The organism is Alteromonas sp. B31-7 (assembly GCF_015767655.1).
Taxonomy (GTDB): domain Bacteria; phylum Pseudomonadota; class Gammaproteobacteria; order Enterobacterales; family Alteromonadaceae; genus Alteromonas; species Alteromonas australica.
Genome location: NZ_CP065233.1, coordinates 3,051,612 through 3,072,474 on the forward strand (window position 1 = coordinate 3,051,612; position 20,863 = coordinate 3,072,474).

Genomic DNA, 20,863 nt, shown 5'->3' on the forward strand with positions numbered 1-20,863 from the left:
GTTGAAGTATCCAAGTTTTGACCACATCATCGAGTCATTAAACGCGGGAAAGCTATTTTCTTTCCCTGGTGGTGTGCACCCTGACGACAAAAAATCGCTGTCTAATACAGAATCAATCGCCACGGCTCCAATGCCTGATATCCTAGTGCTGCCTTTGCGCCAACATGTAGGCTCTGAAGGGCAATGCTGCGTTAGCGTGGGTGATTATGTTTTCAAAGGGCAACCGATATCCACCACCACATCGCCCTACTCTGTGCCGGTACATGCACCTACCTCAGGCGAGATCATTGCCATTGCCCCTCACGTAGTCGCTCACCCAAGTGGGCTAACCGAAATGTGTGTGAGTATAAAACCTGATGGCAAGGATACATGGGGAGAACTCACGCCATTAATGGATTATCAGCAGCGTGATAAAAGCCAGGTTATTGAAGCAATCTGCCAGGCCGGTGTCGCTGGCATGGGTGGAGCAGGTTTCCCTACCCATATAAAAACCGCAAACAGTAAACCCGTCGAATTCTTAGTGATTAATGGTGTGGAGTGCGAACCCTACATCACCTCTGATGATAGGCTAATGCGTGAACACGCCTGGCAAATTAGACAAGGTCTAGATATTCTCAATCACCTTGTTTCACCAAAAGCTATTATTATCGCGGTTGAGGACAATAAACCTCAGGCCATTGAGGCGTTAAATATTGCCTGCCAAGATAAACAAGAATATCGGGTTGTACCAATAGAAACCAAGTACCCCGCTGGCGGTGAAAAACAGCTTATTCAAGTTCTCACCGGGCGCGAAGTTCCACGTAATGGTTTACCTGCCGATGTAGGGGTAATCATGTTTAACGTAGGCACATGTTATGCTATTGCCGATGCCATATTGCACGGTAAGCCCTTGATTGAAAGAATTGTTACCGTGACAGGCGACGCAGTAGAACATGCGCGAAATTTCCGCGTATTGCTAGGTACGCCAGTCTCTCACTTACTTGATGCCGCCAAATACCAACCTAAAAAACAAAAAAGCCCCCGGGTTATTATGGGTGGGCCAATGATGGGGTTTGCGCTAGCAGACGCTACCATTCCGGTGGTGAAAACAACTAACTGCTTGTTAGTTCCCAGCAAAAAAGAACTTGTGGCGGATAACGCAGAACGGCCCTGTATTCGCTGCAGCGCCTGCGCTGATGCCTGCCCCGCTTCACTATTGCCTCAACAGATGTTTTGGCACGCGAAAGCAAAAGAATACGACAAAGCAGAAGAGTACGATTTATTCGATTGCATTGAATGTGGCGCGTGTGCATACGTATGCCCGAGTGAAATCCCGTTGGTTCACTATTATCGCCAAGCGAAATCTGAAATTAGACTGCAAAGAGATGAGCGCAATAAAGCAGAAAAAGCCAAACAACGATTTGAAGCACGCAATGAACGTTTAGCGAGAGAAAAACGGGAACGAGAAGAAAAACACCGTAAGGCAAAAGAGGCACGTTTAGCCGCCACTAAGAATAAAACCACAACAACCGCTAGCAGCGGTTCTGAGAGCGCTAAAGGCGGTGCTGCGAAAGATAAAGTAGCAGCGGCATTGGCACGAGCAAAAGCCAAAAAAGCCGCTCAGCAAGCTCAGGCGAGTGCTGATGAAGCAAGCCTAAGCCAGTCTACAGAAACCGATAACGCCAAAGACGCGAAGAAGGCACAAGTTGCTGCCGCTATTGCACGAGCAAAAGCGAAGAAAGCCGCACAACAGGCCGAAACAACATCTGCTACGCCGTCGAGTGAATCAGCCACGAACGCGCCTGACTCACCGCCACAGCAAACTGAATTATCAGCGGCAGATGAGAAAAAAGCCCGGGTAGCCGCCGCCGTTGCTCGCGCTAAAGCCAAGAAAGCGGCGCAAGCTAAAGCGTCAATGTCTGATGCGGCAACTGAGAACAAAACAGACTCATCTAGCGACGGCGCTAAAGAAGAAAGCGCACCCGTATCGAGGCCCCCTGCCGGTTTGTCTACTGATGAAGCAGACAGCAAAAAGGCGCGAATTGCCGCTGCCGTTGCGAAAGCTAAAGCGAAAAAAGCCACGCAACAAGAAACGGCAGAAGAAACCAAAACACCTTCTTCCCAAAGCAGCGAGCAATCCACTGAACAGGCTGAGCAGCAAGACGTATCCGATCCCGCCGCAGAGAAAAAAGCTCGAATTGCAGCGGCTGTGGCTAAGGCAAAAGCCAAGAAGGCGAAAGCTGAGCGTGAGAAAAATTCATGAAATTATCGTTATCTAGTTCACCACACCAAAGAGTAAAGCGTGATACCGGCCAAGTCATGCGCTTGGTGGTTTATGCCATGATCCCCGGCATTTTGGCGCAGGCGTACTTTTTTGGTTGGGGCGTACTCATTCAAGCATTACTTGCCGTCATCAGTGCCACGGTGTTTGAAGGTATTATACTATGGCTTAGAAAACGGCCTATCGAGCGCACATTAACCGATTATTCAGCGGTAGTGACTGGCCTGCTTATTGCCATAAGTATTCCCCCTACACTGCCTTGGTGGATGACAGTAACAGGTGTATTTTTTGCTATTGTGGTCGCAAAGCACGTGTATGGCGGGCTAGGTTTTAATATATTTAACCCCGCCATGATTGCCTATGTGGTGCTACTCATTTCCTTCCCCGCAGCCATGAGCCTTTGGTTAGTGCCCGTTACCCATGCCAGCATTACGCCCAATTTGTTAGATTCGGTATCGCTAATTTTCAGTGGCTATACCACCAGCGGCTACGATGTCACTCAGCTGCGCACCATTGCCGATGGCGTCACTATGGCCACTCCCTTGGACACATTAAAAACCAATTTAACTCAAGGGTTAACTTATTCTGAATCGCTTGCTCAACCCATTTTTCAAGGTGGCTTTTTTGATGCAGCCGGTGCCGGATGGGGCTGGGTTAGCCTAGCCTACCTATTAGGGGGCGTTTGGCTAGTAAGACTAAAAGTCATCAGTTGGCACATTCCATTAAGCCTTATGTTAGCGGTAGCCATTTTATCCTCGCTGCTTCACATGGTAGACAGCGATTACTTTGCATCACCACTCTTCCACCTGTTAAATGGGGCGGTCATGGTAGGGGCATTTTTTATTGCTACCGACCCTGTGTCTGCTTCAACCACGCCTAAAGGGCGAATTATTTTCGGTGCAGCCATTGGCTTTTGGGTGGTCATTATACGTACCTTCGGCGGCTACCCCGATGCCATTGCATTTGCTGTTATTATTATGAACATGGCCGTTCCTCTAATAGATTATTACACCAAACCTCGTACCTATGGTCGTGGCGTTCGCAAGGTTCAACGGGGAGACTAACGCAGATGAAAGATACTCTGGCGAAAAATGGGCTGATGTTAGGCACATTCGCGGTAATCACCACGGCGCTCATTGCCATGACATTTTTTGCTACCGAGCCGCGAATTGAACAACAAAAAGCACGTAAATTATTAAGCGTGCTTAATGAAGTTGTCCCCCATAAATTACATGACAATGCCATGTATGCAGACTGCACTGAAGTGGTATCAAAGCAACTGGGCAATACCCTGCCCCACCGGGTATATCGTGCCACGCTAAATGGCGCTCCCTCGGCACTTGTTCTAGAAGCCACAGCGCCCGATGGCTACAGTGGTGACATTGAATTAGTGATTGGCGTAGACACCCAGCTCAAAGTACTAGGAGTACGGGTTCTAGAGCATAAAGAAACACCTGGGCTAGGCGACAAAATAGAATTATCGGTAAGCAATTGGATAACCCAATTTACTGGAAAACGATTTAATGCCGATGCCTTAGCAACCTGGCAAGTAAAAAAAGACGGTGGCGAGTTTGATCAATTTACTGGGGCAACCATCACCCCTAGAGCCGTAGTAAGTGCAGTAAAAAATGCGCTTCTGTTTGCCGCTGAGGAGCAAAGCAAACTGTTTTCTGCTCCTAATGCTTGCCTAACCACCGCGCCTACAAGTGAGGTGTCATCATGAACGACTATCGCGATCTAACCCTGCAAGGGATTTGGAAAAATAACCCGGCACTAGTGCAATTGCTCGGGTTGTGCCCGCTTTTAGCGGTAACTGCAACCTTTATCAATGGCCTTGGGCTAGGCTTGGCTACATTACTCGTACTCATAGGTAGCAATGTCACCGTTTCCCTTGTGAGAAATATTGTACGTAACGAAATTCGAATCCCAGTTTTCGTTATGATTATTGCAGCCTTTGTAACGATTATTCAGCTACTCATGAATGCCTTCACCTACGAGCTTTATTTGGCGCTGGGCATTTTTATCCCTCTCATTGTGACGAACTGCGCCATTATTGGTCGAGCAGAAGCCTTTGCGTCGAAGAACACGCCCCTTCCCGCCGCTTATGACGGCCTAGTAATGGGGCTTGGCTTTACATTTGTACTGGTTGTTCTAGGCGGCATGCGTGAAATTTTAGGGGCTGGAACTCTGTTCGCGGGTGCTGACCGCCTTTTCGGCCCAGTAGCACAAAACTGGACACTAGTGTTTTTTGAAACAGATTATCCATTCTTACTGGCAATTCTCCCCCCTGGCGCCTTTTTAGGCATGGGGTTACTCATTGCCATAAAAAATATGGTTGACGCACGCATTGCTGAAAAAACACATACCGTAAAAGAAAAAGCCGAACGTGTTCGTGTAACCGCCGAAAGTGTTTAATTTTCATTTTAAGAAGATATAGAACGTCAGATGAATAATGCCAAACGTCGCGAAATTCTAACTCGATTACGAGATGCGAACCCTCATCCCACTACCGAACTAAACTTCTCAACGCCCTTTGAGTTGTTAGTCGCCGTTACCTTATCGGCCCAATCAACCGACGTGGGTGTTAATAAAGCCACCGACAAACTTTTTCCGGTGGCGAATACGCCCCAAGCTATCGCCGACTTAGGCGTAGAAGGCCTTACTCAGTATATAAAAACCATTGGCCTTTATAACTCCAAAGCCAAAAACGTGCATCGGCTGAGTGAGATTTTGGTTGAAAAACACAACGGTGAAGTACCGGAAAGCCGTGAAGCGCTAGAAGCCTTACCCGGCGTGGGAAGAAAAACAGCGAACGTGGTTTTAAATACCGCCTTCGGCTGGCCTACCATAGCGGTAGACACCCACATCTATCGCGTAAGCAACCGCACAAAATTCGCCATGGGTAAGACCGTCGAAAAAGTAGAAGAAAAGCTGCTAAAAGTGGTGCCTAAAGAATTTAAAGTGGATGTGCACCACTGGCTGATTTTGCACGGACGTTACACCTGTATTGCCCGTAAACCAAGATGTGGTTCTTGTATTATCGAAGATTTGTGTGAGTTTAAAGATAAAACTGAATAATAAAGATAGTTGAATAATATTCAAATGGCTTATTTGCATCAATTTACCGTAGCTTTTAACTAATACTTTTGCTCTTAAACATTTTCTGCCATGTTCTTGGAGCGAAGCCATACTTTTGTAAAAAGTGATTACGATAAATTTGCTCCGAACTAAAGCCGCGCTGTCGCTATTGTATCATTGAAGATTTGTGTGAGTTTAGGAGATCACTGCTTCCGCCGCGAAAATGAGGTAGCTAAGTCCTCTCTTGCCTGATACCACGGTTAGGGCATTCGCTCAAAGACCACGCCTTGCGTGCGACCATTACTTAATTCAAGCTTAGTCACCTTACCGATTTCGTTGCGAATAAAAATTAGATCAGTGTTAATCATGCTTGTTTCACTAAAGGTGTCTTGTTCCAAAGGTACTAATTCTAGGGTTGGTGACGTGTATAGTTTAACAGTCAGCTTATTTTTTTCATTGATGGCTATTGTATATAGCACCTCTAGTTCACTGGAAAAGTATCTACCTGTATATTCATTTAGTTGCTCATGCGTTGGGTCAAACGGTTCCAACTTTTTAAACTCATAGTCATCTGAGCTGGTCTTTATTGTCAGTGCGCTTGCACTTGCTTCGTTATTGTTCATTAAAAAGGTTAATTTGTACTGGCCGTCGTTAAAGCCAAATTCCTTCTCTGAATATGTAGTTAAAGGTTGAGCATCTCCATCGTCAAATGCGATTTTCAACTGCTCTTCGGTGGCTTTTATGTCTGCAACTACTCCAAGTAATTCTGACTTATACTTACCTGTTAATTTAGCCAAATAATTAGCAGGTAAATCAATGATCTTTGTCTCTCCTTCTTCAGCATTGCCTTCCGTTGATTCGACAAAATCTTTGCCAACAACCTCGTCAACAAACCTATTCCAAATACTCATATTAAACGCTGTATTATTGGTATTTAAAAACAGACCTTTGTCAATCTCTGGAAAGAATACATAGTTGGTATAATGCGCCATATCGGCTCCACTATGCATATACCGTAGCAGACCTCTGTAATCGTTTACGGATAAGCCCAATGCATACGTTTGCTCTTCACCATTATTAAGCACGCCTCGTGTTGTTAACTTGGTTATGACATTTTTTCCACCCAACTTACCCGTGATATAATTTTGTGACCACTTAGCCATATCCTCGACTGTAGTATAAATAGCGCCGGCCCCCACTGCGGAGTACAAATCGCCAACCTCTCTAAAGCCATTTTCATCGACGCCATAGCCCTGCGTTGCCCTGGGAATAATGTGGCCGGGGTCTCGTCTTACATAGGTATTGTTCATGTCGAGCGGTTCAAAAATATTTTCTTTCATCCACTTTGAAAATGTTTGCTCTGTAACTCGCTCAACAATGATGGATAATAAGGTGAACCCTGTATTGTTGTAATTCATCTTTTCACCAGGTTTGACTTGCAGCTCTACTTGTTTCTTTACAACCTCTAAGGCTTGATTTTTTTCAATAAACTCCTCGCCTGTCCAACCACGCATACCTAACAAATTGAAAATTTCTCGTAAGCCTGTGGTGTGTGTAAGCACATGTTTGATGGTAATTTTATCACTAAATTCTGGCAATTCAGGCAAGTGCTTTCTAAGATCATCAGTCAAGCTTAGCTTTCCTTGCTTCTCAAGGAGTAATATAGCCATTGCGGTGAACTGTTTAGAGACTGACCCTATATTAGTGGGCATATCAACTTCAAATGGAATAGTATGTGCGAGATTTGCCATACCTACCGATTGAATATGGGTAACGTTTCCCTTCTCAAAGACACCAAAAACCGCACCTGGCGTAGTTTGTTTATCATAAGGACTCAAGAGCTGTTCTAAGCGTTTATTAAGATCAGAGGCTATGACTTCATTGCGGATAAGCCTAATTGAGTACATACCGCTAGAATCTTTTTCGGACGCGCTCAGCAATATCTTATATTGTCCACTCATTTGGGTATCAATGATGAAGGGTTCATAACCAACTTTAGTTTCATTAAAGGCGTTGATTTCTAAACCATTGGGTGCAAATACCTGAATTTTAACGTCAATGCTGTCTTGCTCCACTTCACCGAAAATAAAGTGACTACCCTTTGTCTCTATTAAGTAACTGTGCGACTCACCATATTTTATACTTCTTTCAACAGAAGAGAGTTGTTGCAGGACTTGAGGTGGCTTAGAATTTAGGTTTGAATTAGTCTGATCGTTAATTTGATTGGCATAGGCCGATAGCGAGATTAAAGCGGTAAAAACGATGATAAGTTTCATTGAATAGTCCCTTACATTATATGACATCCGTGAGCGGCAATTAAATCAGACCTAGTAAAATTTACTCTAATCATGGTAGCACAATATTTAAACAGCTCAATGTGAGGAGAGTATTCTTATTTGTATAATATTACTCAGTGTTTTGCTGTTAGTAATGAGCGGTAGCATTAAATCTTTTATTAACCGGAAGTTGCTACTCATATATTTGGACCGCAATTGAGGTTGGTAAAACTAGAAACTTTTAGGCGTCAATAAACGTAAATATACTCCTACATTGTTAGCATTCAAAACTCATTTTGAGCAGTTCCTCACGCCAAAGGGCAGGTATTTCTATCTATCACCAATGTCTTTAGGCTGGCCCACCATAGCGGTAGACACCCACATCTATCGCGTAAGTAACCGCACAAAATTCGCCATGGGTAAGACCGTCGAAAAAGTAGAAGAAAAGCTGCTAAAAGTGGTGCCTAAAGAATTTAAAGTGGATGTGCACCACTGGCTGATTTTGCACGGACGTTACACCTGTATTGCCCGTAAACCAAGATGTGGTTCTTGTATTATCGAAGATTTGTGTGAGTTCAAAGACAAGACAGAGTATTGAGAGCCTACCTATAAGCCTATTACAGGCATTTATTTAAAATAAAGAAGCATCACTAAGATATCCGGCATTAACTCAAGTCGTTGATTAGCTTTTTATTTTGAATAGTCATTTTCACAAACTCCTCAACAATGATGCTGGTATTGTTTGTCATATATTGAATTTCAAGCGGAACTTTAATCTCTGCCCCCATCAATGGCACGAGTAGACACCCTTTTGTATAGAGGTTTGCAAAACAGGAAGGCGCAATGGCTATTCCCAACTCAGCCGAGACTTCCGTTAACAAAGTTTGCATATTAGAAGGTTGGCTAATGATGTTAGGGTTTATTTTTTCTTGATGAAATATTCCACTTATTTTATTGAAAAGCCCTACTGCGCTCATCCGGTTGAGTAATATTATGTTTTCATCTTTTAAATCAGATATCGCGATGTGTTCATATGTCGATAATGCATGCAGTTCAGGAACAACTACAACTAATCGGTCATTATAGATATTGAGACAATCTAGCCGCGTATTCATATTGCTAGGGATAGGGCGAGAAAATCCAACATCTATTTCATGCTTATCGAATGCGTTAATTTGCTCTTGTGAGGTCATCTCTACAAGCTGGACACGCACATTTGGAAATTGTGTGGAGAACAACCTAACCAATTTCCCTATAAAGCTAAAACACGCCGATGCTAAGTAGCCTATACGTATATGCCATATTTCGCATTCGTATTTCAATCAAACCAAAAATCGTCATGCTTAATAATCAACAAATAACGTTTTGCAACGTTGAATATTAATGGGTGGCTCGTAACAGAGTTTTTCAGTAGACCTGAGCGAATGGGCATACTCGAGCTTCTATCAAGCTTAGGCTTAACAACGTCAATAGGCCTACTCGCTATGATGTGCCAAGACTTAACCTTAGGTAACGCGCCGAGAAAGTAGAAAAAAGTGACTGAAAGTGAAGCGAAAAAATTTTAAGTCATCGTGAACACACTGCCTTAATATGCATGGCAGCTATACGTGCTTTACTGAATACCTATGTCAGGTTAACGCAAGAGTCGGGCTGCCTACTAAAATAAACAAGAAACTTTCCGTATTTAAATTTAATGACTTCAGTACGTGTGAATAATGATGTTGATCCCAAAACTTTTTAATGCAAAAGTGGGACTAATCATAAGGGTAATAGGTGGATATATTCCATCTTACCTAAAGGATTTTTTCCGCACATTAAGTTGTTAGGTGCCATCTTGGAAACAAGTTTAGATATTCACAATTATCAGAGTTGGTATTTGGAAAACCTTCAATATCAAGATAGGCTCTTGACTCTTACGCTAGGTGAGAGCTCTGGGGTTTCTGAAATGCATATGGAACCTAGGAAGTTTCTTGTCGTTTTTTCAGACACGATTCAATATCAAGTTTACGATGAATGTGATCATTCAAAAGATTTTCACGCTAACAGGGAAAGCGGCGTAGTTGGAGAATATCAAAGCTCCAGCCTTATAGAATATTTAAAGTCAGAAACAATAATCTATGACACTACGCCTGGTGAACTAAGACACTTTTCAGTTATGACTGGCAATGAGTTCATCCATGTAATAACAAGACAAGAGCCGGTAGTTTTGAATGTCACCTAACAAAAAAATCAAGTCACTCACTTCGTTCGCTGGGACGCAGACATGTGGGCTGCTTCGCATTATAGCCCACATGTCTGCGCCCCTTATTTAAAAGTTATGTGACTCACTTTTTCATTTCACGATAAACCGTATAGAATAGTACTTACGCCGTTTAAAGGAGCCTAACAAACGATGCCCGTAATTAGCCGGTTCTATGGGATTATAATCGCAATGTATTTTAACGACCATAATCCTCCCCATTTTCATGCTAAATATTCTGGTTACGAGGCACTCTTTGCCTTTGACGGTTCAATACTTGAAGGAGAGCTTCCTAACAGAGCCACGAAATTTGTTCAGGAATGGCTTTCAGAGCATCGAGCCGAACTAGAAGAGAATTGGCATAAGGCTCAAAATGGCGAACCGTTAAACTACATTGCACCATTGGAGTAAAACTATGCTTCACGTTAGAAACGCAAAATATCTCGACGGCTTTAAACTATGGGTAACATTTGACGATGGTACAGCTGGCGAAGTCAATTTAGAAAACAAACTATCTGGCAGTGTCTTTGAACCGCTAAAGGACTCTTCTTTTTTCTCTAAAGTTGCTGTTGACCCAGAATTAGAGACAGTGGTTTGGCCGAATGGTGCCGACCTGGCACCTGAGTTCCTGAAACGTCACATAACAAAGCGCTAAAGTTCACTCCCTCCGGTCGCTGGGACGCTAACATGTGGGCTGACTCACTTCGTTCGGATTTTAGCCCACATGCTAGCGCCCCTTAGCTTAAAGTTAGGCGTCATTCACTTACAGCATTAAAATGTGGGTTCAGACGTAACATTTCAGCATCAAGGTTGTTTCGCTAGGTTGTCTTTACGGCTTGCTTTTCGGTAGTTTCAACGGCTTTGGCAACGCGCCTTTCATCAACATCGCAACGCTAACATTCAACATCACCAGTTTTCTAAACTCGCTCTTTTATCCAGCAATGTCGTTAACATCTGGCTTTTCGCACAGGGTTGTTTTATCTTAAATTCAATAATTTAACAACGCGGTCTATTTGGCTAGTGGTGGCAGCAAAGCTGCGTACTTTCAGTTGTACGCCTAACAAAACGCTCAAGCCACTCCCTTCGGTCGCTGGGACGCTAACATGTGGGCTGACTCACTTCGTTCGGATTTTAGCCCACATGCTAGCGCCCCTTAGCTTAAAGTTAGCCTTCAATCGAGTGAAGCCATGAAATCAATATTAATTTTTGTGATTTTTAGTTTTATATCTGGGCTAGCTCTAGCTGGTTCATTTAAGTTTGGTGTTACGAAAGAATTTTGTGAGTTACATTTTAATGGTGATATGGCATTTGCTGGTGAGCCTTATAATGCAACGGATGTGATAGAAAGCGAATTACCCTTTAGGCGTGTAATATCTGAACTTGTCACAAGTGATATTGCCTATATTTGGTATGAGCATGGTGGTCGTGGCTACCACCAACATCTTGTGCGGTACAATGTTCTTAAGCCAAGTGAATTGCTAGAGAACTACACATTTTACGAAACAAAATATAGAAGTATACAAGAAATTATTGCAGACAAGGGGCAACTTAAAATTGGCTCTGAAAAAGAGCTGTGAAAATGGAAACAGCAGTGGAGACAGCAGTGGAAATAGATGAAGATAAAATCGATGAAGCAGCACTTGCTCTGTTTTACCTTACTCTGCACGACAAGTTTGGTAGGGCTTGGAAGCAAATAGATTGGAGTATCACCGACCGGCTTTATGAAAAAGGTTATATTCACGACCCTGTTGGCAAATCAAAGTCTGTTGTTTTAACTGAAGAAGGGCTCGCCAAATCAGAAGAGCTATTCAAAAAGTTATTCGTCAAAAGTGAGTGAGTATTGTGCGCATAGCTCAGCTGTTACTCTAGGATGTATCGGCGTGGCAACTAACACATATGAGCCTAGCTCGCGTCAATAAGTAATAGTATTTCTCTGGCTGCGTTAGCAGCCAGTCCAAATCTCTGCGCTAAACCTCCTAGCTTCATCTGTCATGGTCATCGTCAGGCATCGCCTGCGGCAAACACATATAGAGGCTCTCTTAGTGCGATCTCATCGCTGCCTGTTGCGATGTATTCCATTACGGGCACAGGGGCACTAGACATTCATCGGTTAACCTGATGCTGGCACTATTCAAACGTAGTGGCTGATTACTATTGCCAGTTAGGGGCAGGCTCAGCTCAGGTGCAAGCGATTTAGCACAGAGTATTGATGCGCAACAGGCGGATGTCTAATCAAAACGTGATGGCTGTGGACATTGGTATAGTTCATGCCTTACAGGTTATTCCCCTAAATAACCATGAACACCATACTCACCATTCGACCAGTTAGATGTTCAGCTCATCCGCCTGTGCGACTTACCCTGCTAAAAATCGTTCACTGTCGAATACCGTTTGATTCTTCAACATAAAGTACATACAACGACCGAGTTTATGCGCCAAAGCCGATAGTGCTTTTGCCTTGCTCATTCGCTTTTGTAACTTAGCTAAATAAGCCTGCGCAGGCGGATTACCCTTTAGAAAAAGTACCGCTGCTTCAGAAAACGCCCACTTAAGATGCGCATTACCAATTTTATTTCCCTGAGTACCGTAGCTTTTACCTGCTGACTCTGCTTTGCATTTAACTAGGCGAGAATAAGACGCAAACTTCTGAACACTGTCGAAACGCTGAATACTGCCTATCTCGTAAAGAATAGTCAGCGCAAGAACTCGTCCGACACCAGGTAATGAACGCAGCAAATAGTAGTCTCTGCCATTATCATGCTTAGTGAGCTTTTCTACATGACATTCAATGCTGCTGACTTCATGGTCGTAAACTTCAATCAATCGTAGATTCATATCAATACTGCGTTGAACTTGTGGATTGGAGAAATACCCACGCATTGCATCGCGACCTGTGGTGTAGCTTAAGTCTGACTTATCAGGGACTGGCAGGTTGTACTGTGACAACGCGTTCTTTATAAATGCCTTTAACTCGGCACTATGGCGCATAGCGTGCGTTCGTCTGCGTAACAAATCTCGAATAGCACGCTTCTCCTTTGGATAAACGTAAGCCAAAGGAAAATTACCACCTCGCATTAACTTGGCGATCTTATACGCATCAATTTTATCGTTCTTCGTCTTACCACCATGAATAGCCTTCATGTAGAGAGCGTGGCCGAGGATGAAATCAATATTATGATGTTCACAAAAATCACTGAGCCAGTACCAACAATGCATACATTCTGCGCCCACCACAATATTCCCGATGTAGGGTGCAAGAAGGTTTAAAAGCTGTTCGGGAGAATCCTTTATCTTCTTATGAACCAGTATCTCGCCGCGTTCATCTAAGATGCACACATAAAGCATTCGTGCATGAAGATCGATTCCGCAGTAAAAAGGATGTAAGTTAGTATAGAATTGCATTGAGTCTTCTCCATTTTGGGTTTGGTCGCCTTCCAGCTTAGCCAATAAAATTGGTTAAGCTGGGGAGAAGGCTCAATAAGTATCAATACGCTGTTGCCGCTGACTTCGTTCGCTGGGACGCCTATACGTGGGGCGGCTTCGCCATTATGCCCCACGCATCTGCGCCCCAAAGCTTAGCGTTATTTGCCACGTGGATATTCAATCAAGGAGGCTGTATATGTCTAAAAAATCGAGAGTCGTTCTATTACCACTTATTGCCAGCATTTCATTTGTATTTTCGTTCTGGATTTTGGAAGTGCGCAAGGCGCAAGAGTTTGCGGGTATCAGTAACGATGTAGCAGGAGGTGCGGTTTTGGGTTTGGGTATTGGTGTAATGCTCGTGCTACTTGCAACTGTACAAAACAAAAAACAGGGCTCTTTTTAGAGAGCGTCATACAACAAAACACTCAAGTCGCATCCAGCTGCGCGGGCTGCTGGGACAAAAACACAATGCGGCTTCGCTATTTTCGCATTGTGCCTTAGCTTAGCGTTGGTATGACTCCCCTTGTCAATAAAAACCGAGCGTATCCCTGACACTCTTTCAGTCCATAATTAGCTTTGTTTCTCACTCATAATAAATGAGCTAACGCACCGGATGAGGCAGTAATGTCGTCGGTTGTCATGCTGGTATTCGTGGATTATTCATCTCTCAATGAACAGCGCCTACCTTACTCACTCCGCCGTGGTCACCTTCTCATCAGTCTATGTTCGTGGTTCAATAACCGTTAAGTTATTGCCGTCATAACGCCCTCGTAGGTTGTGCCACATTCCGCGGCCTGATCCGAATGCGTTAGCTCAAACTCGTTTATCATGCAGGTACTCTGCTCAATCTTAATTTTGGATTGACCGGCGTGAGTACCACTTCCTTTGCAATAGCCCAGATGTATGCAGCCATTTCTCTGGCTATTGCGGTGATAATGAGGTTGTAATGCTTACCTTTTTTACTCATTCGCTGGTAGCGTTTGCACAGACGAAGCTGTGCTTTCCAGACAATATCGGCGATGTCTTTGGGCAGCCCTTCTTGGCGAATTTGAATATTAGTCGATACATTTGCTGGATATCGATAGCTGTGCGCCCCCTCAATTAACAAGCGCCTAGCTCTGCCGTTACCAGACTTCGTAATAGCGCCCAAATGACGCTTTCCACCAGAGGAATGTTCGCTGGGTACCAAGCCTAAATAAGCCATAAGCTTTCTCGGGTGGTCGAATCGGTGTAAATCACCAAGTTCCGCAACAACCCCAACAGCCACTAGCAGCCTCACACCACGCATGGCTTGGATCGCTTTAACGACAGGATAATACCGCCACTGGTGAACGTGATGGGTTAATTCATTATCTAGCCTTTCTAGCCGACGAATGCGCTCTTCTATGGTTTGCAACTGTTCTTGCAAGACAATTTGCTGCGCGGGATGAGGTAATATCAGCTCGGTCAGCCACCGCAGATGTTTCTTCGACCAATTAGCAGTGCCTTCATACCGAATATTGTTTCTCAGCAGTAACGCTTTGAGTTGGTATTTGGCTTCTTTTAAATCTTTCATCGCGAGCTCTCGAGCGCGGGATAAATCTCTTACCGCTTCATCTTCTGGCTCAGGCACATAAATGGGCGTGAGATCTTCCGACTTTAGCAACTTCACTAATTTAAGTGCATCACGGCCGTCAGTTTTGATTCGTTCTCCAGGCTTTTTGGGTATAAGGGAAGGCGCGACGACATAGCAACAGTGCCCTAAACTCGTTATCAGCCGATAAATCCAATAGCCACACGGCCCTGCTTCATACACCACGTGAATTGTCGCCCCAGGATATTTCGATTCAAACTGACGAATGAGCTTTTTGACGCTGACTTTTGAAGAAGGGATACGACCATAGTGCACAGCACTTGCCCCGCGCTGCTCTTCACAATAGGCAACTTCGTGAAACTCCTTATGCGTATCCAATCCGATAAAAATCATGCTATGTTTGTTCATGCTAGCCTCCAAATTGATTTAGTATTGAACAAACTAATTATGGCACTGGCTTTCTGAGCTAACCCACGAAAATGCGGAGGCTAGCATTTCTCAGGGAGTCATTGTGTCTATGTATACAAGGAGTTTTCGTGAGCGGCGTACATAGTTACTATTTAGTTGGGTGGATACTTTTATCCGCAATTTTAAATGAAATAATAGAAGATGAGAGCAAAGGGATAAAACTGCTTTGCTCACTTTTGTTATTCACAACTTTCTTATTTGCTTCTCTATTCCATTCTTTGAAGGTAAAAGTCGCAAAAGAGAAAGCAGCAAACGCCGAATAACGTAAACATAACAAATTTATTAAACATCATTACGGCCAAAAAACGGCCTCCATTGGACGCGCATAAAACGCGCGCCGTTTATAAAAAGCGTTATACCCTCTGAAGGATCGATAGAATGAAGGGAATTAATATAAGTACAAGCCACGATGACTTAGACATCGAATTAATCCACTCCTTTGTGGCGAACTCCTATTGGGCAAAAAACATCCCGCTTTCAACATTACAAAAATCTATAGACAATTCTCTTGTATTTGGAGCCTATGCAACCGGGGGAGACCAAGTCGGTTTCGCTAGAGTTATTACAGACAGAGCTACATTTGCATATCTAAGCGACGTTTTTGTAATAGAGAAGTATCGTGGTCAAGGGGTAAGCAAACAACTTATGGAAAACATATCATCCCATCCAGACCTACAAGGTCTCCGTAGGTTTATGCTAGCAACAAGTGACGCACACGGATTGTACTCGCAGTTTGGTTTTACAACTGTTGAAAACCCTGAGAAGTTGATGCAAATTTTAACGCCTGGCATATATGATTAGGCACGGGTATAGCAACCCAATCAACACACTCACTGCGTTCGCTGGGACGCATACACGCGGGGCGGCTTCGCCATTATGCCCCACATGTCTGCGCCCGTTATTGAAAAGTTAGTTGCCTACAGGAAATTTTTGCTTTTGGTGTAAAACTCGAAGAATGTGAATAATGTCGTCTTTTCTGAAATATGAAACAATCATTGAAAGCTCTGGAATTATTAACAATCTTCCCGGTATACCCTCTCTCTCTACTCCCATAAGAGGTTGCTGGTTCAAGTTTTCAACTTTCTTCTCTATTATTGCATCAGTTTGTTCTGCTGCTAATGGGTTAAATTCGTATAAAAATTCGAAAATAGCCTCACGATCGTCCAACGAACTTTTTTCCCATAAGATCATTTTTTGGCTTTATTCCTAATTTTCATTTTTCGAGCTTCCATGTCCAAGTTCGCTTCTTCATGACTGATGAACTTGCTTTGCCCACTCTCTAATTTACTGAACGCGGCATTAATCTCTTCAGTAAGCCACTGATCATGAGTAATTATTTTTCGTTGCTGTTCAGCGAGTTCTTCCGTAAGCTCTCTACAAGCGTCACTTAAAGTGCGTCCTTGGCTTTCGGCCATTGTCTGAGCTAGCCGTTTAGTTTCTTCATCTACTCTAAACTGAATACGGGTATCCATGGTAAACTCCTTATGAAATGTACACACAGATGTTAGCACGCCTATTTAATTTACGGCAACTAACAAACGCATTAACTCAGTCGCTGGCGTTCCTTGGGACAAAAACACGTAGGCTCCCTTTGCTTCGCTCAGTATTATAGCCTACGTATTTTTTCCCGTTTTACGGGCCGTTAGTGTTTCAAGGAGGAATTAAGTTTGAATAATATTTTGGCTTACGCGGGGATCATTGCTTCGATTTGGATTGTGTTAGGTATTTATATTGCCTCTCGCTTTTATCCAAACTACAGCCATTCAAAACAGTTTTGTAGTGAACTCGGCGCTTTTGGTAGCCCTACCCAAAAACTGTCGCCTGCAATAAATAACTACCCTTTAGGTGCGTTGTTCGTTCTTTTTGGGTATTACTTGATTATCACCCATCAGCCTCATTTACCCACTGTAGCCATAGGCGTAATGGTAGTTATCCACGGTGTGTGTACTTGGGTTTGTGGCTTCTTTCCGATGGACGCCGACGCATATACTCCTTCACCTTCCCCAAGTTGCAAAATACACACGTGGTCAGGCTTAATTATGCTCGTTTCATTCATCATTGCGCCGTTAATAGTGACTTTTTCTAGTTTTTATTCCATACCACTTCGATACCTTTCCGCTTTGTGTATCTGTGGCTGTTTGTATTTTTCTTATAAACTAACAAAAGCACTTGAACTTAAAAGTGTACCTGGCCTTTACCAAAGGCTTAGTTACGGGTTTCAAATTCTGTGGTTGTTAATTTATTCACTGTTTGTAGTAGCATAAAAACTAACATACGCATTAACACTCGCAGCGTTCGCGAGGGACAAAAGATAAGGAGTTCTTTTTTAACATGAGTATTTGGCAAATTATCATTTTTATTATGCTTTTCAGCCTAACCCTTTTACCAGTACTAATTGCCCTAACATCAGAGAAAGCTAAGGGGGTACAAAAATTAGTTTGGTGCCTCGTTTCACTATTCTTTTCATGGTTAGGCTTTTTAGTTTATTACTTCTTTGTTGTCAGAGGAATGAGTGAGCGCAACGTATAACTACCCAATCAACACACTCACTTCGTTCGCTGGACGCAGTTGCGTGGACTGTATTAGGAATTGCGGTAGGTGGCGGGGTCCGGAACTTATGTTAAATTAGTTGGAAAAACGGCGAAAACGCTAATTTAGAACTTTCCCAATAAAGGGGAAGTGGACAATTGCAGCAGGACAAAAGACAACTATTTTGTTGCCTCTGAATGAGGCGTTAACATATGGAATTCACCATGCGAAGCACATTGTCACTTTCACAGTACGTTAAAAAGCGAAATGGAGTTCCATTGGGTGCAAGTCACTCTATGAGAAACATGCTTTCACGTTCTTTCGGAGCAAAATCTTTCCCCATTTTTTGGCAGTATTGGAACCCCATCTGGAGCTACTACTTATCCCGCAATGTCATGCGACCGCTAGCCTCTTTTCTTCCTATTTCCCTTTCTATTCTTATCACATTTTTAGTCAGCGGAGCGCTTCATGATTTGGCGGTCTCAGTTGTAAAATGGAATATCAATGTATTTTTTACGCCGTGGTTTGGATTAATGGGCTTAATGGTTATAGCGTCACAAAAAGCAGGCGCATCTTATGGGCATCTTGCTTGGTTTATTCGGGCATCAATCAATGCGACTTTCATTATCGTTTCACTAGGGGTCACGTACTTCGTGGAAAGCTACTATGCCTAACAAGGCGCTAACATCTGGCTGACTCACTTATTCGGATGTGCTTGTTCAAAACAACTGCATAATTGCTCGCGCCAACATTAAAGAACTTCACCCCAATGGCACTGCTGAAATTGGCTATCGAGTCGGGCGAAATGTCACAGGTAAAGGAATAGGCTCACGGTGTGTTACCCATTTGGTCAATACTGGCGTCAATCTAGTGTTAAACCAGCTTTCCGCTGTTGTTTTAAATAACAACCCTGCATCGAGCGCATGAATGCGACATTAACGCGAGTTGGCTTCAGCCTTGCAACGCTGCATTCCCCGTGCTTTGTGGCACGTCATATCTCGTCTTTATAGAGGGTGTACACCCAGCACCCATTTTTTCTCTAGTAAATATGAGGCTTCCCTTCGCAATTACGGTTATATTGTTGATGACGATATATTTATCGACAAAATGTAAAAATGTACTGGGACTTCGCGAGTTTTTTAACACACATAGGTATTCATCAAATGGTTCGTAATCTTCTGTTAGCCGGTGCTTTATTCTTTAGCGGTTGCTCATTCGCGCTTACATTCGAGAATAAGCAGCAAGATAAAAACACGAGCATTCCTGAGGTCGCGAACAGGATTGCCATGCAATATCATCAGATGGGATGGTTCTCGGGTAATCTGCTGATTACAAAAGATGGCGAAAAGGTGTTTTTATCGTCCTATGGTTTTCAGGATATAGAAAACCAAATTAAGAACAGTGCTAAAACCCGCTTTAATCTCGGTTCAATCGTCAAAGACTTCACTAAGGTTCTTATTTTGCAGCAAATTCAAGCAGGTAAGTTAACCTTGAACGATAAGCTGGTTACTTTTGATTTGGGGTTCATGCAGGATAATATTGATGAAATCACCATTGAGCATTTACTCAATCATCGCGCCGGTTTTGCTGATATTTTTGTGGCCGAGTATCGCGAGAATCCGCTGGCCTTTGATACGCTCGACAAGAAATTAAAACTGTTAATAAACAGACCGCTTCTATTCGAACCGGGCACTGACCGTAGGTATTCTAATTATGGCTATGTCGTGTTAGGTGTCATTCTTGAAAAAGTTACGGGTAAACCATTCGAGGTATTACTGCAAGACGATATCTTTAATCGTATTGGGATGTCGTCCACGACGTTTAGGCCTCTGACGCTTCACCAACATCAATCTAAGCGATATGCCTACCAGTATGACAGCGTGATAAGACACGTTGGTGTAACTGAGCACCCAAGTCCTGATGGTGGCATTGAATCTACCGTTGAAGATGTGCAAAGGTTTTATCACGCGCTCTTTTATACCAATAAATTACTGGAAAACACAGATTCACTTAATCGTAGGTTATTTGACATGGATGGTTCCCATTGGGGTGCATATGGTGGAGGGCTGGGAGTGAGCGCTGCAGTAGATATTGACTTGCTCAATGGGTATGAAATCGTCGTGATGGCAAACACTGATCACTTAGTTGCAGAGTACATATCAGGTAGAGTGCTGTCTTTTCTTACACAAGGTGAATATGAGGCAATTAGACAACTAGAAAAAAACTTTGCCTTTGAGTATTACCAAAAGTATGGAAAACAGGGGTTTGCCAAGCACTTCCAGCAAGCTTACAGTGATAGCGGTTATACACGATTTATCGGTCGCACCGTTAATGAATTAGGCATGGAACTGATTAAAACAGAATCATGGGCTGAGGCGTTTGATATGTTTGAGTATTTGGTTTCACTGTTCCCAGAGGCCCCGCAGGTATACGACAGCCTGGCATTTGCTTATCTTTCGCAAGGCGATAAAAAGATGGCGAAAAGCACCTTTAGCCAATCGTTAGCCATTAATGCCGATTTTGAAAGCGATTATGTGAGCGATAATTATGGTCATAGCACGACTTCTCACTAAGGAATAGATAACGTGCGTCTTTCCATTTTTCGCGATGTTTTAACTCATAAACCTGCTTTACTGTTTAAGAATTTATAAGGCTCTGCAATGTTGAGTAAAAATGTTAGGTAAAATCGTCAGCTTCCTCAAAAACAGACGAATTTGGTGGTACGAGCCTAAACGTGCTGCTCTGCATGAGCAATGTCCGTGCTGCGATTACCTCTCGCTTCCTGAGCGTGGGGCCGATTTAATCTGCCCAATTTGCTTTTGGGAAGATGATGGGCAAGACCTAGATAATGTGGATGTACCTTCGGGCCCCAATCACGCTATAACCTTAAGGCAAGGGCGCAACAATTTTCACTCTTTCGGAGCGTGTGAAAAAGAAATGGTTAAGTACGTTATCCCTGATCATGAACGGTCTAAATTCACACATCAACCAAGACACCTATAACATGGCAAAACTGT

Annotated in this window: 25 protein-coding genes and 1 pseudogene; 20 read left to right on the forward strand and 6 right to left on the reverse strand. The window is 43.3% G+C overall.

Annotated features, from left to right (window positions below):
* Position 1 precedes the first annotated feature (1 nt).
* Genes rsxC through nth form a run of 5 tightly spaced genes read left to right on the forward strand, consistent with a single transcriptional unit; the run spans position 2 to position 5,338 of the window.
* Positions 2 to 2,242, forward strand: a complete 2,241-nt coding sequence (gene rsxC, locus IUA53_RS13165; RefSeq protein ID WP_196897243.1) for an electron transport complex subunit RsxC — start codon at positions 2 to 4, stop codon at positions 2,240 to 2,242.
* Positions 2,239 to 3,324 carry an electron transport complex subunit RsxD gene (gene rsxD / locus IUA53_RS13170; RefSeq protein ID WP_044446634.1) on the forward strand — a complete coding sequence of 362 codons (1,086 nt, stop codon included), beginning with the start codon at positions 2,239 to 2,241 and terminating at the stop codon, positions 3,322 to 3,324. The genes rsxC and rsxD overlap by 4 nt, the downstream gene beginning before the upstream one ends.
* Before the next feature lie 5 nt (positions 3,325 to 3,329).
* Entirely contained in the window at positions 3,330 to 3,983 is a 654-nt protein-coding gene (rsxG, locus tag IUA53_RS13175) for an electron transport complex subunit RsxG (protein ID WP_044446632.1), read from the forward strand.
* On the forward strand, positions 3,980 to 4,675 hold the full coding sequence (locus tag IUA53_RS13180) for an electron transport complex subunit E (RefSeq protein ID WP_044056524.1): 696 nt from the start codon (positions 3,980 to 3,982) through the stop codon (positions 4,673 to 4,675). Before rsxG ends, IUA53_RS13180 begins: the two co-directional genes overlap by 4 nt.
* 30 nt (positions 4,676 to 4,705) lie before the next feature.
* Entirely contained in the window at positions 4,706 to 5,338 is a 633-nt protein-coding gene (gene nth / locus IUA53_RS13185) for an endonuclease III (protein WP_196897244.1), read from the forward strand.
* Between the two features lie 260 nt (positions 5,339 to 5,598).
* Here nth and IUA53_RS13190 read toward each other — a convergent pair whose 3' ends face one another.
* Positions 5,599 to 7,614, reverse strand: coding sequence for a serine hydrolase domain-containing protein (locus IUA53_RS13190; protein WP_196897245.1), 2,016 nt, complete (start codon positions 7,612 to 7,614; stop codon positions 5,599 to 5,601).
* A gap of 346 nt (positions 7,615 to 7,960) precedes the next feature.
* Here IUA53_RS13190 and IUA53_RS13195 point away from each other — a divergent pair.
* Positions 7,961 to 8,212 (forward strand): annotated as a pseudogene (locus IUA53_RS13195) (endonuclease III); the annotation flags it as partial.
* A gap of 67 nt (positions 8,213 to 8,279) precedes the next feature.
* On the opposite strand, the gene IUA53_RS13200 reads toward IUA53_RS13195, so the two are convergent.
* Positions 8,280 to 8,936: a LysR family substrate-binding domain-containing protein gene (locus IUA53_RS13200; RefSeq protein ID WP_196897246.1), complete on the reverse strand. Its 657-nt coding sequence runs from the start codon at positions 8,934 to 8,936 to the stop codon at positions 8,280 to 8,282.
* Between the two features lie 512 nt (positions 8,937 to 9,448).
* On the opposite strand from IUA53_RS13200, the gene IUA53_RS13205 reads away from it, so the two are divergent.
* The 5 genes from IUA53_RS13205 to IUA53_RS13225 all read left to right on the forward strand — a co-directional run bounded on the left by IUA53_RS13205 (position 9,449) and on the right by IUA53_RS13225 (position 11,690).
* Positions 9,449 to 9,835: a hypothetical protein gene (locus IUA53_RS13205; protein WP_196897247.1), complete on the forward strand. Its 387-nt coding sequence runs from the start codon at positions 9,449 to 9,451 to the stop codon at positions 9,833 to 9,835.
* A 171-nt stretch (positions 9,836 to 10,006) separates the two neighbouring features.
* Positions 10,007 to 10,264: a DUF4160 domain-containing protein gene (locus IUA53_RS13210; protein WP_012517125.1), complete on the forward strand. Its 258-nt coding sequence runs from the start codon at positions 10,007 to 10,009 to the stop codon at positions 10,262 to 10,264.
* A 4-nt stretch (positions 10,265 to 10,268) separates the two neighbouring features.
* A complete protein-coding gene (locus tag IUA53_RS13215) occupies positions 10,269 to 10,508 on the forward strand; it encodes a DUF2442 domain-containing protein (RefSeq protein ID WP_196897248.1) in 240 nt (79 codons plus the stop codon).
* Between the two features lie 532 nt (positions 10,509 to 11,040).
* Complete coding sequence (locus IUA53_RS13220; protein ID WP_196897249.1) at positions 11,041 to 11,430, forward strand: hypothetical protein; 390 nt, start codon at positions 11,041 to 11,043, stop codon at positions 11,428 to 11,430.
* Positions 11,431 to 11,432: 2 nt separating this feature from the next.
* The gene (locus IUA53_RS13225; protein ID WP_231401152.1) at positions 11,433 to 11,690 is read left to right on the forward strand and encodes a DUF6429 family protein; all 258 of its coding nucleotides are present in this window, start codon (positions 11,433 to 11,435) and stop codon (positions 11,688 to 11,690) included.
* Between the two features lie 518 nt (positions 11,691 to 12,208).
* Here IUA53_RS13225 and IUA53_RS13230 read toward each other — a convergent pair.
* Complete coding sequence (locus IUA53_RS13230) at positions 12,209 to 13,255, reverse strand: IS110 family transposase (RefSeq protein ID WP_196897250.1); 1,047 nt, start codon at positions 13,253 to 13,255, stop codon at positions 12,209 to 12,211.
* Positions 13,256 to 13,472: 217 nt separating this feature from the next.
* Between IUA53_RS13230 and IUA53_RS13235 the strand changes: the two genes are divergently transcribed.
* On the forward strand, positions 13,473 to 13,679 hold the full coding sequence (locus IUA53_RS13235; RefSeq protein ID WP_073325472.1) for a hypothetical protein: 207 nt from the start codon (positions 13,473 to 13,475) through the stop codon (positions 13,677 to 13,679).
* A 423-nt stretch (positions 13,680 to 14,102) separates the two neighbouring features.
* Here IUA53_RS13235 and IUA53_RS13240 read toward each other — a convergent pair whose 3' ends face one another.
* The gene (locus IUA53_RS13240; protein ID WP_196897251.1) at positions 14,103 to 15,257 is read right to left on the reverse strand and encodes an IS110 family transposase; all 1,155 of its coding nucleotides are present in this window, start codon (positions 15,255 to 15,257) and stop codon (positions 14,103 to 14,105) included.
* A 128-nt stretch (positions 15,258 to 15,385) separates the two neighbouring features.
* Here IUA53_RS13240 and IUA53_RS13245 point away from each other — a divergent pair, with 128 nt between their 5' ends.
* Together IUA53_RS13245 and IUA53_RS13250 are read left to right on the forward strand one after the other, a co-directional pair.
* On the forward strand, positions 15,386 to 15,580 hold the full coding sequence (locus IUA53_RS13245; RefSeq protein WP_044446579.1) for a hypothetical protein: 195 nt from the start codon (positions 15,386 to 15,388) through the stop codon (positions 15,578 to 15,580).
* Positions 15,581 to 15,695: 115 nt separating this feature from the next.
* The gene (locus IUA53_RS13250) at positions 15,696 to 16,118 is read left to right on the forward strand and encodes a GNAT family N-acetyltransferase (protein WP_044446581.1); all 423 of its coding nucleotides are present in this window, start codon (positions 15,696 to 15,698) and stop codon (positions 16,116 to 16,118) included.
* A gap of 108 nt (positions 16,119 to 16,226) precedes the next feature.
* Here IUA53_RS13250 and IUA53_RS13255 read toward each other — a convergent pair whose 3' ends face one another.
* Both IUA53_RS13255 and IUA53_RS13260 read right to left on the reverse strand, forming a co-directional pair.
* The gene (locus tag IUA53_RS13255; RefSeq protein WP_044056520.1) at positions 16,227 to 16,508 is read right to left on the reverse strand and encodes a type II toxin-antitoxin system RelE/ParE family toxin; all 282 of its coding nucleotides are present in this window, start codon (positions 16,506 to 16,508) and stop codon (positions 16,227 to 16,229) included.
* On the reverse strand, positions 16,505 to 16,789 hold the full coding sequence (locus IUA53_RS13260; protein ID WP_044056519.1) for a type II toxin-antitoxin system RelB/DinJ family antitoxin: 285 nt from the start codon (positions 16,787 to 16,789) through the stop codon (positions 16,505 to 16,507). The genes IUA53_RS13255 and IUA53_RS13260 overlap by 4 nt, the downstream gene beginning before the upstream one ends.
* Before the next feature lie 195 nt (positions 16,790 to 16,984).
* Here IUA53_RS13260 and IUA53_RS13265 point away from each other — a divergent pair, with 195 nt between their 5' ends.
* From IUA53_RS13265 to IUA53_RS13285, 6 genes are all read left to right on the forward strand, one after another.
* The gene (locus IUA53_RS13265; RefSeq protein ID WP_044446622.1) at positions 16,985 to 17,581 is read left to right on the forward strand and encodes a DUF998 domain-containing protein; all 597 of its coding nucleotides are present in this window, start codon (positions 16,985 to 16,987) and stop codon (positions 17,579 to 17,581) included.
* Positions 17,582 to 17,678: 97 nt separating this feature from the next.
* On the forward strand, positions 17,679 to 17,846 hold the full coding sequence (locus tag IUA53_RS20475; protein ID WP_420535573.1) for a PLDc N-terminal domain-containing protein: 168 nt from the start codon (positions 17,679 to 17,681) through the stop codon (positions 17,844 to 17,846).
* 224 nt (positions 17,847 to 18,070) lie between these two features.
* Positions 18,071 to 18,520 carry an MBOAT family O-acyltransferase gene (locus IUA53_RS13270; RefSeq protein WP_044449356.1) on the forward strand — a complete coding sequence of 150 codons (450 nt, stop codon included), beginning with the start codon at positions 18,071 to 18,073 and terminating at the stop codon, positions 18,518 to 18,520.
* Positions 18,521 to 18,557: 37 nt separating this feature from the next.
* Positions 18,558 to 18,773: a GNAT family N-acetyltransferase gene (locus IUA53_RS20480; protein ID WP_052806609.1), complete on the forward strand. Its 216-nt coding sequence runs from the start codon at positions 18,558 to 18,560 to the stop codon at positions 18,771 to 18,773.
* A gap of 236 nt (positions 18,774 to 19,009) precedes the next feature.
* Positions 19,010 to 20,419 (forward strand): serine hydrolase domain-containing protein, encoded by a 1,410-nt coding sequence (locus IUA53_RS13280; protein ID WP_196897252.1) that lies wholly within the window; start codon positions 19,010 to 19,012, stop codon positions 20,417 to 20,419.
* Positions 20,420 to 20,519: 100 nt separating this feature from the next.
* Positions 20,520 to 20,849, forward strand: a complete 330-nt coding sequence (locus tag IUA53_RS13285; RefSeq protein WP_196897253.1) for a CPCC family cysteine-rich protein — start codon at positions 20,520 to 20,522, stop codon at positions 20,847 to 20,849.
* Positions 20,850 to 20,863 lie beyond the last annotated feature (14 nt).